The organism is Streptomyces sp. NPDC104313 (assembly GCF_055583985.1).
Genome location: NZ_JBVJMW010000006.1, coordinates 352,547 through 366,382, shown reverse-complemented (window position 1 = coordinate 366,382; position 13,836 = coordinate 352,547). Strand labels below are relative to the sequence as shown.

Annotated in this window: 14 protein-coding genes; 5 read left to right on the top strand and 9 right to left on the bottom strand. The window is 70.0% G+C overall.

Going from position 1 to position 13,836, the window contains the following annotated elements:
* Position 1: 1 nt before the first annotated feature.
* Positions 2-1,081, bottom strand: coding sequence for an HPr family phosphocarrier protein (locus tag ACZ60Q_RS17320; protein WP_469634714.1), 1,080 nt, complete (start codon positions 1,079-1,081; stop codon positions 2-4).
* 203 nt (positions 1,082-1,284) lie between these two features.
* Positions 1,285-2,259: a hypothetical protein gene (locus ACZ60Q_RS17315; RefSeq protein ID WP_469634712.1), complete on the bottom strand. Its 975-nt coding sequence runs from the start codon at positions 2,257-2,259 to the stop codon at positions 1,285-1,287.
* A gap of 372 nt (positions 2,260-2,631) precedes the next feature.
* On the opposite strand from ACZ60Q_RS17315, the gene ACZ60Q_RS17310 reads away from it, so the two are divergent.
* From ACZ60Q_RS17310 to ACZ60Q_RS17295, 4 genes are all read left to right on the top strand, one after another.
* Complete coding sequence (locus tag ACZ60Q_RS17310) at positions 2,632-3,345, top strand: M50 family metallopeptidase (RefSeq protein WP_469634709.1); 714 nt, start codon at positions 2,632-2,634, stop codon at positions 3,343-3,345.
* 94 nt (positions 3,346-3,439) lie between these two features.
* Entirely contained in the window at positions 3,440-4,792 is a 1,353-nt protein-coding gene (aroA, locus tag ACZ60Q_RS17305) for a 3-phosphoshikimate 1-carboxyvinyltransferase (protein WP_469634706.1), read from the top strand.
* 3 nt (positions 4,793-4,795) lie between these two features.
* On the top strand, positions 4,796-5,812 hold the full coding sequence (gene rsgA / locus ACZ60Q_RS17300) for a ribosome small subunit-dependent GTPase A (protein WP_469634703.1): 1,017 nt from the start codon (positions 4,796-4,798) through the stop codon (positions 5,810-5,812).
* Between the two features lie 121 nt (positions 5,813-5,933).
* Positions 5,934-6,257: a DMT family transporter gene (locus ACZ60Q_RS17295; RefSeq protein ID WP_469634700.1), complete on the top strand. Its 324-nt coding sequence runs from the start codon at positions 5,934-5,936 to the stop codon at positions 6,255-6,257.
* Here ACZ60Q_RS17295 and ACZ60Q_RS17290 read toward each other — a convergent pair.
* Entirely contained in the window at positions 6,214-6,837 is a 624-nt protein-coding gene (locus ACZ60Q_RS17290; protein ID WP_469634697.1) for a TetR family transcriptional regulator, read from the bottom strand. The two genes, ACZ60Q_RS17295 and ACZ60Q_RS17290, sit on opposite strands and share 44 nt — an antisense overlap.
* A gap of 125 nt (positions 6,838-6,962) precedes the next feature.
* Here ACZ60Q_RS17290 and hisN point away from each other — a divergent pair, with 125 nt between their 5' ends.
* Positions 6,963-7,790 carry a histidinol-phosphatase gene (hisN, locus tag ACZ60Q_RS17285; protein ID WP_469634694.1) on the top strand — a complete coding sequence of 276 codons (828 nt, stop codon included), beginning with the start codon at positions 6,963-6,965 and terminating at the stop codon, positions 7,788-7,790.
* A 37-nt stretch (positions 7,791-7,827) separates the two neighbouring features.
* Here hisN and ACZ60Q_RS17280 read toward each other — a convergent pair whose 3' ends face one another.
* The 6 genes from ACZ60Q_RS17280 to ACZ60Q_RS17255 all read right to left on the bottom strand — a co-directional run bounded on the left by ACZ60Q_RS17280 (position 7,828) and on the right by ACZ60Q_RS17255 (position 13,691).
* Entirely contained in the window at positions 7,828-9,063 is a 1,236-nt protein-coding gene (locus ACZ60Q_RS17280; RefSeq protein ID WP_469634691.1) for a tyrosine-type recombinase/integrase, read from the bottom strand.
* 639 nt (positions 9,064-9,702) lie between these two features.
* Positions 9,703-9,924, bottom strand: coding sequence for a helix-turn-helix transcriptional regulator (locus ACZ60Q_RS17275; RefSeq protein ID WP_469634688.1), 222 nt, complete (start codon positions 9,922-9,924; stop codon positions 9,703-9,705).
* Between the two features lie 251 nt (positions 9,925-10,175).
* On the bottom strand, positions 10,176-11,852 hold the full coding sequence (locus ACZ60Q_RS17270; protein WP_469634685.1) for an ATP-binding protein: 1,677 nt from the start codon (positions 11,850-11,852) through the stop codon (positions 10,176-10,178).
* Positions 11,849-12,541 (bottom strand): HNH endonuclease, encoded by a 693-nt coding sequence (locus tag ACZ60Q_RS17265; protein WP_469634682.1) that lies wholly within the window; start codon positions 12,539-12,541, stop codon positions 11,849-11,851. The genes ACZ60Q_RS17270 and ACZ60Q_RS17265 overlap by 4 nt, the downstream gene beginning before the upstream one ends.
* 2 nt (positions 12,542-12,543) lie before the next feature.
* The gene (locus ACZ60Q_RS17260; RefSeq protein WP_469634679.1) at positions 12,544-13,335 is read right to left on the bottom strand and encodes a hypothetical protein; all 792 of its coding nucleotides are present in this window, start codon (positions 13,333-13,335) and stop codon (positions 12,544-12,546) included.
* A complete protein-coding gene (locus tag ACZ60Q_RS17255) occupies positions 13,332-13,691 on the bottom strand; it encodes a hypothetical protein (RefSeq protein WP_469634676.1) in 360 nt (119 codons plus the stop codon). The genes ACZ60Q_RS17260 and ACZ60Q_RS17255 overlap by 4 nt, the downstream gene beginning before the upstream one ends.
* Between the last annotated feature and the right edge of the window lie 145 nt (positions 13,692-13,836).

Below are 13,836 nucleotides of genomic sequence, written 5' to 3'. Positions count from 1 at the left end.
GTCAGTGACAGCCGCAACCAGCGCTGGAGACGCGCCGCATCCTGCCGCGGGGGGTCGCCTTTCGGGCGCCGAGGACGGGAGTCCCGTCCGATGTCACGAGTGAGCTGCGGGGGCACAGGAAGGCCAGGGCGAAGCGCGTGGCCGGCGTGATCCCCAGCCCGATGTTCACCACGCCGTTGGTCGAGCCGTACACCTCGTTGGGGCCGCAGTTCGCCGGAATGATCTCCGTGGTGGTGTTGATGCCGAAGCCGAGTTCCCAGATGACGCGGTAGCGCGGGTCCTCGGTGAGGAGCTTCTCCAGTTCCGTGGCGGCCGGCGTCGCGGCGGGCGTCCGCGGGGAGATCGCCTCGATCGCTCCGGCGGCGATGCGCAGCGTCACGGGGTGGGAGACGAGCGGTGCGAGCGCCGCGAACAGCCTTTGCTGGTCGGCGCCGTCGGCCGGGTCCTCGTGGCGGTGCACGATCGGCCATCCGCGCAGCGTCAGGTCCCCGTCGAGGCCGAGCAGCCGCGCCTCCGGTGCGAAGGTGGTGATCTCCGCGGCGGTGACACTGAGCTTGCCCGACGGGAAGATCTGCTGATCGCCCGGCTCCAGAACGCCTGCCTGCTGGTTCCAGACGCAGTCGCCGACCGTGTGGTCGAATTCCGCCTCGGTGCCCGAGTCGTCGTCGACGATCGTCAGCCGGTCGCTGCCGCCCACCAGGTCGAAGAACTCCTCGGCCACGCGGGCGTGGAGCGCGACGTCGGTGCGTGCGGCGGTGCGCAGGAGGTACTGGACGTGTTCGCCGGTCAGCGGCGTGGATCCGGCCGGCAGTACGGTCAGCTTGCGCCCGCCCAGTTCCCGCTCGGTCGGCGAGTCGAGGAAACGTCCGGGGCAGACCGCCAGCACGTGGGCGTCCGCGGGAACGTCCCGTGCGATCAGCTCGCCCAGCCGTATGCCGGGCAAAAGAGTCAGGTGCAGTACACGGGAATATCCCTCGCCGGGAATCGGGGAGAGTATCTCGCCGTACTGTTCCCCTGTGATCAGACAGAACGTCTCGACCGGCTCACCGAACTGCTTGAAGTCCCTTGTCGTGATGTCCATCGGTGGCACGGGAGCCCTCCCTGGAAAATACAATGGGGAACCCCCGGGCGGGGCATGTGACATGCCCCGCCCGGGGTCGGCGATCAGCCCAGGAGCGTGCCCAGGTAGTTGCGGTTCTTCTGCACCTTGATCTTCTTCATGGCTGTCACCTCCTGTTTGTTTTATTCTCTTGCGTTCACCCCGACGGGCGGGAGCCGAATCCGCTATGCGGAGACGACTCTCTCCACCGTGGGGTGGTCCGGGTGACCGATCACCGCGACTCCATTGCTGGTCAGCACGCGGGTGTCGGGCAGGATGATGTCCAGGTGGTACTGGGTGTAGGGCGTGAGCCCGAGGCCGACGTGCAGGCAGCCTTCGTCACCGCCGTACACCTCGTTCATGGCGTGGTTGCCGGGCAGGATGTCGTGGGAGGTGTTGAGGGCGTGTCCGATCTCCCACACGATGCGGTAGCGGGAGTCCACGGCGAACATCTGCTCCAGCATGGCCACGGCCGGCGCCGCGCCGGCGTCCAGAGCCTTCAGGCTCCTGATCCTGCCGTCCTCGACGGTGGCCTTGATCGCACTGTCGTGCATCGTCCAGAGCTGGGCGTGGATGCGGGCCTGGTCCGCCCGGGAGAAGGACGGGGTGCCACTGTGCAGGATCGGGTAGCCGCGCAGGGTGATCTCACCCTCCAGCGGCAGTTTCAGGGCCTCGTCGAACTCCCTGATCTCCACCGGCAGCACGCTGATCTCGCCGGAGGGGACGATCTGCTGGTCGCCCCAGTCCAGCGGTCCGGCCTGCTGGTTCCACACCAGGCCGTCGCGCAGGTGGTCGAGAGTGGCACGGGTCCCGTGCGCGGTGTCGACGTACGCCAGGTGGTCCGCGTCCTCGGCGAGTTCGAAGAAGGTGTCGCAGAACGCGGCCTGGTCGGCCGCCGAGGTCCGTTCCATCACGCCGAGGAAGTGGCGGATCTCCTCAGAGGTGGTGGGCGTCGAGTTGCACGCCATTCCCATGATCTTCCGCTGCCCGACCAGGTCGGGATCCGGTGATTCGAAGAATCTTCCCGGCGAGATCACCAGCACGTGTGCCGGCTCCGGAATCTGCTTGTCGAGGATGTCATCGAAGTGATCTCCGGCATCCATCGTGATGATGAGGAATTCCCGGTAGGACGCTGTTTCGGCGACCTCGAGACGACTCACCAGATCGGAATTTGTGACCAGGCAGAAGGAACTACCAGTGGCTTCACCGAATTGGCTGAAGCGGCTGGGATCAATGGTTATCCGTGTGGACACGATCACTCCCGTCGTGACTTTCGGCTATTCCCTCGCCGTGGTCACCAATATGCCGTGGGGCAAGGCCGACGGGCTATAGGAAGATGGTCCCGCCCCGTGGTCCGCGGCCAGGAGGAGGCCACATCGCGCAGGGACGCGCGAGAGGTCCGGCACCGCTACGGGACAGCCTCTGGCCGGGGTTTTCGGGAGGAGCCCTGCCAGGACGTCCACGACACCGTCCGCGCGTAGGTGCCAGACTGCGACGACCGCCCGCCCCGACCGCGAGGAGTCGCCCGTCCGATGAACAGCACCGAATTGGGCGATCTGTGGGATCGCGTCACCGGAACCCAGTCCGCTCCCGAGCAGTGGCTGGTGGTGGTGACGGCCACCCTGGCCCTCATCGCCGTCGTGCCCAACCCGATATGGCGGCTCGCGCGCAACACCATCACCATCGCGCACGAGGGCGGCCACGGCCTGGTGGCCCTGCTCACCGGGCGCCGGCTCTCCGGTATCCGGCTGCACTCGGACACCAGCGGACTGACCGTGAGCCGCGGCAGGCCGACGGGCATCGGCATGATCCTCACTGCGGCGGCGGGCTACACGGCCCCCTCGCTGCTGGGCCTGGGCGGCGCCTGGCTGCTGACCAACGGGAGGATCACCCTCCTGTTGTGGGTGGCGACGGCGCTGCTCGCGGTGATGCTGGTGATGATCCGCAATGTGTACGGGGCCCTCAGCGTCATCCTCACCGGCACCGCCTTCCTGCTGGTGTCCTGGCTGGCCTCCTCGGACGTCCAGTCGGCGTTCGCGTACGCGGTGGTGTGGTTCCTGCTGCTGGGCGGGGTGCGCCCGCCGTTCGAGCTCCAGTCCAAGCGGCGCCATGGAGGCGCCCCGGACTCCGACGCGGACCAGTTGGCCCGGCTGACCCACGCCCCGGCGGTGCTGTGGCTGTTCCTCTTCCACGCGGTGTCGCTGTGCTCGCTGATCGGCGGCGGGCGGTGGCTGCTGGGGTGGTGAGGGCGGGTCGGCCCGCACCACTCTTTCGTTATGGGCTATTTTCCAACCTTTTGATCAGGATCCAGGTCGGCGCGGAGCCACTAAAGTGATGGCCATGACCGAGAGTTCCGTGCACCCCGCCCTCTGGCCCGCCCCCCATGCGAGCGGAGCCGTCGACGCGACCGTCACCGTGCCCGGATCCAAATCGGTCACCAACCGCGCGCTCGTGCTGGCCTCGCTGGCCGCCGAGCCGGGCTGGCTGCGCCGCCCGCTGCGCTCCCGCGACACCCTGCTCATGGCCGACGCGCTGCGCGCCATGGGCGTCGGGATCGAGGAGACCGTCTCCTCCTCGTCCGCCACCAGCCCGTCCGCCGCGGCCTCCCCGGACAGCTCGGGCGAGGCCTGGCGGGTCATCCCGGCGGGGTTCCACGGCCCGGCCGCGGTCGATGTCGGCAACGCCGGTACGGTCATGCGCTTCCTGCCGCCCGTCGCCACACTCGCCGACGGCCCGATCCGCTTCGACGGCGACCCCCGCTCCTACGAGCGCCCGCTGACCGGCGTGATCGACGCGCTACGGGCGCTCGGCGCACGGATCGACGACGACGGGCGCGGGGCGCTGCCGCTGACCGTGCACGGCGGCGGGGCGCTGGAGGGCGGCCCGGTGGCGATCGACGCCTCGTCCTCCTCGCAGTTCGTCTCGGCGCTGCTGCTGTCGGGACCACGCTTCAACCAGGGCGTGGAGGTCCGGCACACCGGATCCACGCTGCCCTCGATGCCGCACATCCGGATGACCGTCGACATGCTGCGGGCCGTCGGCGCCCAGGTGGACGAACCGGAGACGGGCGGCGAGCGAAACGTCTGGCGGGTCTCCCCCTCCGCACTGCTCGGCCGGGACCTGACGATCGAGCCGGACCTGTCCAACGCCCAGCCGTTCCTGGCCGCCGCCCTGGTGACCGGCGGCCGGGTCACGATCCCCGACTGGCCCGAGCGCACCACCCAGCCGGGTGACGCGCTGCGCGAGATCTTCACCGCGATGGGCGGCGGTTGCGAGCTGACCGAGCGCGGGCTGACCTTCACCGGCACGGGCCGTATCCACGGCATCGACGTGAATCTCGGCGAGGTCGGCGAGCTGACCCCGGGCATCGCGGCGGTCGCGGCGCTGGCCGACTCCCCCTCCACACTGAGCGGCGTCGCCCATCTGCGGCTGCACGAGACGGACCGGCTGGCCGCGCTGACCAAGGAGATCAACGCGCTCGGCGGCGACGTCACCGAGACGGCCGACGGGCTGCACATCCGCCCGCGCCCGCTGCACGGCGGCGTCTTCCACACGTACGACGACCACCGCATGGCCACCGCCGGGGCGATCATCGGCCTGGCGGTGAAGGGCGTGGAGATCGAGAACGTGGGCACGACCGCCAAGACCCTGCCGGACTTCCCGGACATGTGGACCGGAATGCTCGGGGCCTAGGACATGCGCCGCTACGGGAAGAACCCCGACGAGGACGACATCCGCGTCCGCCCCAACCGCAAGGGCAACCGGCCGCGTACGCACATCCGGCCCAAGCACGAGGACGCCGAGGACGGCATGGTCCTCACCGTGGACCGGGGCCGGCTCACCTGCCTCGTCGAGGGCCGGACCGTGGTGGCGATGAAGGCCCGCGAGCTGGGCCGCAAGGCCGCCGTGGTGGGCGACACCGTCTCCATCGTCGGCGACCTCTCCGGCGAGAAGGACACCCTGGCCCGGATCGTGCGCATCGCCCCGCGCCGCACGGTGCTGCGCCGCACGGCCGACGACGACGATCCGTACGAGCGCGTGGTCGTCGCCAACGCCGACCAGTTGGCGATCGTCACCGCGCTGGCCGACCCGGAACCCCGCCCGCGCATGATCGACCGCTGTCTGGTGGCGGCGTACGACGGCGGGCTCACCCCGCTCCTGGTGCTGACCAAGTCCGACCTCGCGTCCGCGGACAAGCTGCTGGAGGCGTACACCCCGCTCGGCGTCCCGTACATCGTGACCAGCCGTGAGGAGCTGGAGAGCGGCGACGCCGCGGACCAGGTACGCGAGTTCCTCAACGACCGCGTCACCGCCTTCGTCGGGCACTCCGGGGTCGGCAAGACGACGCTGGTCAACGCACTGGTGCCGAAGGACAGGCGGCGGACCACAGGCATCGTCAACGCGGTCACCGGCCGGGGGCGGCACACCACCACCTCGGCCCTCGCGCTGCCGCTGCCCGGCGACCGGGGCTGGGTGGTCGACACCCCGGGCGTGCGGTCCTTCGGGCTGCACCACGTCGACCCGTCGCGGGTCATCAACGCCTTCCCGGACCTTCAGCCGGGCACCGAGAACTGCCCGCGCGGCTGCACCCACGACGAGAACCAGCCCGAGTGCGCGCTGGACGCCTGGGTGGCGGAGGGGCACGCCGACCCGGCACGCCTGGACTCCCTGCGCCGGCTCCTCGCGACCCGGGAACGGCGCGAGGGCGACTGAGCGCGCACCCGGCCGGAATCGGCAGCGGCGACCCGGGCATGTTTGCGGCCTTCAACGACTGGTAAAGGCATAATCGCACCGAGCGGGACGAAGCCGTCACCTATGTGGGAGGCAACTGACGATGCCCTGGCTGCTGGTCGTGGTCGCAGGACTGCTGGAGACCGGCTTCGCCGTGTGTCTGAAGCTCTCCCACGGATTCACCCGGCTCTGGCCGACCATCGCGTTCGCCGCGTTCGCGCTGGGCAGCTTCGGTCTGCTGACCCTGGCGCTGAAGAAGCTCGACGTCGGTCCGGCGTACGCGGTGTGGACCGGGATCGGCGCGGCCGGGACGGCGATCTACGGCATGATCTTCCTCGGTGACATGGTCTCCACGCTGAAGCTGGTGTCGATCTCGCTGGTGGTCATCGGGGTGATCGGCCTCCAGCTGTCCGGCTCGACCCACTGAGACCCGCCACCTCCTGAACCGTCGGCCGCACCGCCTCCCGGACGAGGCCGAGCGCGCGGCTGTCCGCGGCGTCGTCGCCCGGCACCGGAACGACCGCACAGGACAGCGCTAGGCGTAACGCGATCTCGCAGCGCCCGGCGTCAACCCCCGGCGACGCGGTCGCCATCCGGTCACGTACCAGGGCGAGCAGCTCCTCGGGGTTCGGTGGCGGCCTCCCGCCCGTACGCCCCCGGGAGCCCGGTCCGCGGTCCGGGCGGGGCAGCCCCTCCGTCCAGTGCCCCGTGAGCAGCGCCTTGACCAGCGCGTCCCGGCGGGCGGCCCGCACGGTCCAGAGCGCGACGGCGGCCGGACGGTCGGGCGCGGGGGCGGTCAGGGCGCGGTCCACCCCGGCGAGATAGCCGTCGGCGGCCTGTCGCAGCAGGGCCCCGGCCAGTCCGCCCTTGGTGCCGAACTCGTTGTAGAGGGTCTGCCGCGAGACGCAGGCCAGGGCCGCGACGTCGATCATGTGCACCGTCCGCCAGGGCCCGTCGTCCAGTGCCCTGAGGGCGGCGTCCAGCAGTGCCTGCCGCGCTGTCGGCATCGTCGCCTCCCCCACCCCGGGATCCTGCGGTTCAGAGTTGACCCGCTTTCGGGGAGTGTCAAGGGTCCCGGCAGGCCGCGGGGGCGCTGTAGCCCGCGCCCGGCGGCGCTGGATACTGTGATGGCATGCCCGACTACCACGATGATCTGCGCCTGGCCCACGTACTGGCGGACGCCGCCGACGCGGTGACGATGGACCGGTTCAAGGCTCTCGACCTGAAGGTGGAGACCAAGCCGGACATGACGCCGGTGAGCGAGGCCGACAAGGCCGCCGAGGAGCTGATCCGGGGCCACCTGCATCGGGCCCGCCCGAGAGACGCGATCCTGGGCGAGGAGTACGGGCTCGAGGGCAGCGGACCGCGCCGCTGGGTGATCGACCCGATCGACGGCACCAAGAACTATGTGCGCGGCGTTCCGGTGTGGGCCACGTTGATCTCGCTGATGGAGGCCGGGACCTCCCGCGAGGGCGTCGCCGGGAGTGCGGGAGGCTTCCAGCCGGTGATGGGCGTGGTCTCCGCGCCCGCGCTGAACAGGCGTTGGTGGGCGGCGAAGGGCGCGGGCGCGTTCACCGGCCGCAGCCTCACCTCCGCGACCCGGATGCACGTGTCGAAGGTGGGGCGGATCCCCGACGCCTCGTTCGCGTTCTCCTCGCTGTCCGGCTGGGAGGAGCAGGGCCGCCTCGACGGACTCCTGGACCTCACCCGGGCCTGCTGGCGAACACGGGGGTACGGGGATTTCTGGCCGTACATGATGGTCGCCGAGGGTTCTGTGGACATCTGCGCGGAGCCGGAGCTGTCGCTGTGGGACATGGCGGCGACCGCGATCATCGTGCAGGAGGCGGGCGGCCGGTTCACCTCGCTGGACGGGGTGGACGGTCCGGGCGGCGGAAACGCGGCGGCCTCCAACGGACCGCTCCACGACGAGCTGCTGGGCTATCTGAACCAGCGCTACTGACGGGGCTTCCTCCCTGACCTGCACTTTCCCCCCTTCCTCAGTCGCTCTGGGCCGTCGTGGGGCCGTGATCGGGCTTCGGGCCGTCCCCGAAGGCCAGGTTCACCGCCTCTCGCGTGCGCTTCTCGCTGCTCGGCATGAGGTGGGTGTACGTCCGCAGGGTGAACCCCGGGTCGTGGTGCCCTAGGTACTCGGACAGGGCCTTGATGCTCTCCCCCGCGTCCAGCAGGACGGACGCGTAGAAGTGCCGCAGGGCGTGCATCCCGTTCTCTCGGCCGCGCGGTACGTCGGAAGCGTCGAGGGCGGGCTGCCACGCCTTGGTGTTGAAGGTGGTGCGGATCACGGCGCGCCCTTCAGCGTTGCGGAAGTACAGGTTGGCCGTGGTGGGCGGGCCGTCGACTGACCGCCACGGCAATGTCACGGGCTTGGGCGCGAACTCCGCGAGGTGCGACTCAAGAGCACGAGCGACAACTTCAGGCAACGGGACCGTGCGTGTCTTGCCTCCCTTGGGGAGCGCGAACACCTGCCGTCCGTTGATGAGCTTGACCTGCCGGACGATGTGAACCACGCCTTCGGGTACGTCCACGTCGTCCACGGAGAGACCGAGCACTTCGCCTTGCCTCATGCCGCACCCGCCGGCCAAGTCCACTACGGCCCGGTACCTGGCGGGCAGCTCTGAGCGCACCGCCAATACGCGCTGCCGGGACCACGGGGTGATCCGGCGCGGTTCGGGCTTGGGAGTCTTGACCGAGGACGAGCGACACGGGTTCTCAGGGATCAGCCGGTCGTCCACGGCCGCCCCCAGCATCGCGTTGAGGTTGGCGAAGATGACCCGCTGGTAGGACAGGGCCACTCCCCCGTCTTCAAGCTTCCTCAGCCATTCCCGGATGTGGATGGGCCTGAGCGAGTCCAGGGACCGGCTACCCAGATGCGGCACGACGTGCAAGCGGATGCGCAGCTCGGTGCTGACGAACGTCCCGGGGTCCTGTGTCAGGGACGCCAACCAGCGCTCAGCATGCTGCCGAACCGTGAGGCGACCGGCGCGCGGGTCGATGTACTGGCCGCGCGTCATGTCCGCCTCGACCTGAGAGAGCCAGGTCTCAGCGCGGCGCTTCTGGCCGTCCGGGAAGGACTTCGACTTCTCCGTTCCGTCGGGGCTGATGTAGCGGGCGCGGTAGCGGAGGCCCGAGCCGTGGCGGTCGGTCTTGATCCTGACGGGCTTGCCGGTGGGGCCGGGTTCGGTCTTGTACCAGCGGTCTTGGATGTGGCCAGCCATGGGGGCTGACTCCTCTCGGTGTGGTGGTGGTTCAGGGAGGGAGACAGGGGGTGTCGAGAACCGTGTTTTCCGGGGGTTTCCGGGGTGTTCGTGGGGTGCCTCCCTGCCTCCCTGAGTGGCTGTTGTTGCAGGTCAGGCTGGGGAGGTTGGGTCAGGGAGGCGGGTAGGGAGTTCTCCCTGCCTCCCTGACCCGGTGGGGTGCGCCTCCCTGGCGTGTGCGGTGCGGTGCGGCGGGGAGGCTGAGGCAGGGGGCCCGTGGTGGCTGCTGAGGGTGGTTTCCGGTGGGTTCCGGGGGTGCCTCCCCTCCCGGTGGGGGTGTGCCTCCCCCGGCTCGGCGGAGTTTCGGGCGGGGGGCTGCGGACCCCCTTTACCACCCTTACCTGGCAGGTGGGAGGCCCTTACCTGGCCCTCTACCGGGGTAAAGGGGCCCCGCTACCGCCGGGCCCCGGTGAAGGGGTCCAACGGCGGCCGGTCCACGGCGTTCACGGGGCCTGGGGTAGAGGGAGGGGGCTCTACCTCTATGTGTCAGGCAGTGGTGTCAGGGGGTGTCAGGCAGTGGTGTCAGGGTGCGTGACACCTGCTCCCGCCTAGGGGTTTGGGTGTCACGCATTCCTGACGGTGTCAGGGGTCACGCAGGTGTCAGGCTGCGTCGCGGGCGGCTTGTTCGGCGATCCAGTCGCGGACGGCTGCGGGGTCGTAGCGGATGTGCCGGCCGATGCGGAAGCCGGGCGGTCCGCTGCGGCGCTTGCGCCAGTGGTAGACAGTCTCGATCGGGACGGACAGCAGTGCGGCCAGGTCTTCGGGGGTGAGGTAGCGGTCGGGAAGTCCGGCGCGGAGGGTGGCGCGGGGGTCGGTGGGCATGGTGGTGGTGACTCCTCGTGTCCGGGGTGCGGTGTGCGGAGGGTGTACCGGGGTGCCGTCCTAGAGAGATGGTGCAAAACAGCGTCCGCAGCGATCCAGCGTCCGCACCCGTCTGTTTGTGCAGGTCAGTTGGGGTGAGGGGTGCGGACGCTAGTGCGGACGCTGCGGACGCTGGACGGTTCTAGCGTCCGCAGCGTTGGCGCGTCCGGGCCTCCGTGGCGGGGCCCGGCCCGGAAGGGTTTCCGGTCGCGTCAGTACAGGTCAGGCGGGCATTCCTCGGGCTCCGGCGGTGGCTTCTCCGGCCAGAGAGAGCCTTGGTCAGGCTCGGAGGGTGCGGACGCTGGTGTGTCGTCCGGGTCGGTCCGGGTGAGGACGATGAGCTTGTGACGGGTCCGGTCCCGACTACGCTGCGTGTCGTCCACGGTGATCCCGACGGACCGCAGGAGCGGGGCCAGCCGCTTGACCCTTCCAGAGGCCCGCGTCGCGTCCTTCGGCCAGTCAAACGGCCGGGCCCCGTATGGCGGTTGGACTTGTTCGAGGAGCTGAGCGGCGGTCCCGGTCCAGGCCCCGGCCTGTGTCACCAGCGCGGCCACGGCGGACCCGAACAGGTCGCCTTCCAACGCGTCGCTGGCGACGTTCGAGGATGCGGCCAGGTAGTCGGGGAGGGTCTGCCAGCCGGTGACCTGGTCGACGGCGGCCAGGACGCGGGCGAAGTCCGCCATACGCGGCATGGAGTCCAGCCGCACCGACGGCAGCACTTCCAGCACTCCGGCCAGCAGATCCAGCAGCCCACCGAGAACCGCGGGGCGGGCCTCCGCGAACGCCGCGTCCAGTTCCTCCTCCGAGCGGCGCCGGTTGCCGTCGATCAGTTGCAGCTCCACCATCAGGACCCGTTCGGCCAGGTCCCCCGCCAACGCTCCGGCGTCGATGGTCGTCATGGCCAGCACGCGGCGGAAGGAAAGAACCACCACGTCGTCATCGGTGAACAACGCACGGTCGACAACACCGTCACCGGTGACGGCCTTGCACAGGGTGTCCGACAGCCACCGGGGGATCGTGCTGATGTTGTCCAGGCACAGCGCCCACGAGGTGAACGCCTGCCGGGACCATGCCTTCTCGTCGCGCGGCTGGCTGCGCCTGGCGGCCGGGGACGGGTCGATGAGGTTGATGGCCATCTGAGCCGTCATGGACTTCCCCGTGCCCTGCTCGCCCTTGCAGGTGAGGATCGGGTGGGGGATGTCGGGCAGCCAGGCCGCCGCCATCCACGCCGTCATCTGACGGAACGCGCTCTCGTCCATGTTCAGCATGGAATGGAACCGGGCCAGGCCGTCCGGGGTGCGGACGGGCACGGGCATCGGTGCCATGGCTCCGGAGCGGCGGAAGAGAACCGGGGCCCGGTCCACCACTTCCCAGCGGCCGGCGGACACGACGACCGCGCGGCCGTCAGCGGTACCCAGGTCGACCACGATCCGCCCGTCCGGGGTGGAGCCGACCCGCAGGTGCACGGGTACGGGGTCGTTGTCCTCCGCGATCCCTTCCAGGACCGTCATCGCGTCCGCAAGCGCCGACTGCGAGGCAACATCCCCGTCGAACGTGTCCGCGTACAGGCGGGCCAGCCGCTGCCGTACGCCGGTCTTGCCCCGGAGAGGGAGTGCGAGGTTCGGGCCGTTGATGGCGACCGCGTAGGGGCGGGCGTCGGTCGACATGACGAACGTGTACCGCTCCCGCGCCAGGGCGACAAGGCGGGTCGCGGCCGACGGCTTCTTGCCTCCATCGTCACCCGACTTCCCGCCCGACCGCCGGGTGTTCACGGTCGGCCGACCGGTGTTCATGCCGGGCCGATCGGTGTTCACGGGCGGTCGATCGGTCGGGTTGGTGGGGCCGATCGGTCGGGGGTGACCGTTCACGTGCTGGATGTCGGTGTTCATGCGCTCACCCCTCGATCGGCCGTCCGTTCACAGGTGTTCAGTCGGGCGGTCCGCCGGGCATGTTCGAGTCGGCCGACCCGCACCGCACGACGATCCTGTTTACGGTGTTTCGTCTGATCAGGGGTCGACCGTTCACCGGCCGTACAGGGGTGAACGAGTCGGGCCAGGAGCAGCCAGTTCACCTCCCCCGGACCGAGCCGGATCGGGGCCGGTCGACTCGACTCGTCGGTGTCGGTGAACATCGGCCGTTCGACCGTGAACACCACCTCAGCCGGGTGAACAGGTGTCGGGTCGGGTGCCCGATCGATTTCGCTCCCGGGCAGGTCACACCGGGCGACACCCCGTGAAATGGTTCCCGTCGGGGTTCCCTCCGCACCTGCCAGGCCGCCGTGACGCGGAGTGTGACGTGCCTCGTCACGCAGGTCGGGCCCGTACGTCCAGACGATCAGCAGCGCCATCGACAGCGGGAGCCGGTCCGCCTTGGCTTGGTTGCACGGTCGGCAGGCGAGCACGAGCGCACCGGCCGACCACGTCCGCAGCAGCGATACCGGTACGACGTGATCGAGGGTCGCCTCCCTCAGCGAGACGAACGGCAGCGCGCAGTAGGCACACCGCTGTCCGTCGCGGAGGGCGAGCTGGCGCTTGCGCGTACGGCGGCGCGAGGCGTTGAGCGGGTGTCCGTTGCGCACGTCTACCACTCCGCCCGCATCGAGCGCAGGCGCATCCCGTCCGGGCCCGCCGGCGGGGTCAGCCCGATGGTGTGCCCGCCGGTGTCGGGGCGGACGATCAGCGGCAGGGGCTGCGTCTTCGGATCGTAGGCCCGCAGGATGTCGAAGCAGAAGCGGCGGCGGTGGTAGTCCGGCAGTGCCTGCTTGTAGAGCCACTCCGCGTCGCGTTGCCGGTCGGCGGCCGGGCCGCTCAACTCGGCGGACATGAGCACTCCGAGCCGGATCAGGGTCTCCGTCGGCACGGCGGTCATGCCCTCGTGGAGGGATCGGGAGACCAGCAGGGCCCGGTACGGGAGCTTGTAGAACTCGGCCTGGCGGTAGCGGTGCAGCGGCGACAGGTACAGGGCGACGCCCGCTTCCCCGATGCTCATGGTGCGGGAGCGGGCCCCCGTGTACCAGAAGGACAGGGCGAGGCGGTAGGCGAAGCGGCGGCACGTGGCGACCTCGGGGAACTCGTCCTCGGGCAGACCCGCGAAGACTTCGGAGGCTTCCGCGATCCCGACCGGGCCGAGCGCCGCGACAGCGGTCCGCAGCGTGGCGTACAGGGCGTCCGTGGAGGGGACCGGGCAGGCGAACCCGTCGGCCATGACCTCGAACAGGGCGGCAGCCGCCTCGTTCACGTCCAGCTCGATCCCGCCCACGGGGACGGTGGGGAGGTCGTGCCCCTCCCGCCTGCGGTCCATCTCCGCCAGGCAGAACACCGGGCCCGCCGGGGGCGTGACGTGCGCGTACAGGGCGTCCAGGGTGGCCGTCATGCCGACACCCCGAACGTGCGGGTGACCGCGATGGCGACACTGCGGGCGAAGGAGACCAGGTTGGCGTCGCCCGCGTCCTCCGCCTCCGGCGTGCCCCGGTAGGCGGCCAGGGCCCGGCGGCCGTAGGACTCCATCGTGTCCAGGTCCGTCTGGAGCACCGCGTACTGAAGCGCCTCCCGGATGACCGACTCGTCGTTCAGTTCGTCCCAGGTCAGCGCGCCCTCGAAGGTCAGCAGACCCAGCAGGTCCGTGAACGACAGGTGCACCGGCACCCGCACCGCGACCCGCACGGTCGGGTCCATCGGCTCCGGTCCCCCGAACACATCGATGTTGCTCGCCAGGCGGTCAGCGGTCATACGCTCCGCAAGGATTCCAGGCATCATGGACTTACCCCTTAGTGGGTTGAGGGAGCGGCTGCTTGCTTGGCGGTAGGAAGCCGCTCCCTGCTGGCTTGAGCCACTTACTGGCTTGAGCCAGTTGAGCATGACGGCGGAGCGATCG

Bases quoted from the DNA above. Each gene is read 5' to 3' on its own strand.
- ACZ60Q_RS17320 (WP_469634714.1), bottom strand. From the start codon at position 1,081: ATGGACATCACGACAAGGGACTTCAAGCAGTTCGGTGAGCCGGTCGAG.
- ACZ60Q_RS17310 (WP_469634709.1), top strand. From the start codon at position 2,632: ATGAACAGCACCGAATTGGGCGATCTGTGGGATCGCGTCACCGGAACC.
- aroA (WP_469634706.1), top strand. From the start codon at position 3,440: ATGACCGAGAGTTCCGTGCACCCCGCCCTCTGGCCCGCCCCCCATGCG.
- rsgA (WP_469634703.1), top strand. From the start codon at position 4,796: ATGCGCCGCTACGGGAAGAACCCCGACGAGGACGACATCCGCGTCCGC.
- ACZ60Q_RS17295 (WP_469634700.1), top strand. From the start codon at position 5,934: ATGCCCTGGCTGCTGGTCGTGGTCGCAGGACTGCTGGAGACCGGCTTC.
- ACZ60Q_RS17290 (WP_469634697.1), bottom strand. From the start codon at position 6,837: ATGCCGACAGCGCGGCAGGCACTGCTGGACGCCGCCCTCAGGGCACTG.
- hisN (WP_469634694.1), top strand. From the start codon at position 6,963: ATGCCCGACTACCACGATGATCTGCGCCTGGCCCACGTACTGGCGGAC.
- ACZ60Q_RS17280 (WP_469634691.1), bottom strand. From the start codon at position 9,063: ATGGCTGGCCACATCCAAGACCGCTGGTACAAGACCGAACCCGGCCCC.
- ACZ60Q_RS17275 (WP_469634688.1), bottom strand. From the start codon at position 9,924: ATGCCCACCGACCCCCGCGCCACCCTCCGCGCCGGACTTCCCGACCGC.
- ACZ60Q_RS17270 (WP_469634685.1), bottom strand. From the start codon at position 11,852: ATGAACACCGACATCCAGCACGTGAACGGTCACCCCCGACCGATCGGC.
- ACZ60Q_RS17260 (WP_469634679.1), bottom strand. From the start codon at position 13,335: ATGACGGCCACCCTGGACGCCCTGTACGCGCACGTCACGCCCCCGGCG.
- ACZ60Q_RS17255 (WP_469634676.1), bottom strand. From the start codon at position 13,691: ATGACCGCTGACCGCCTGGCGAGCAACATCGATGTGTTCGGGGGACCG.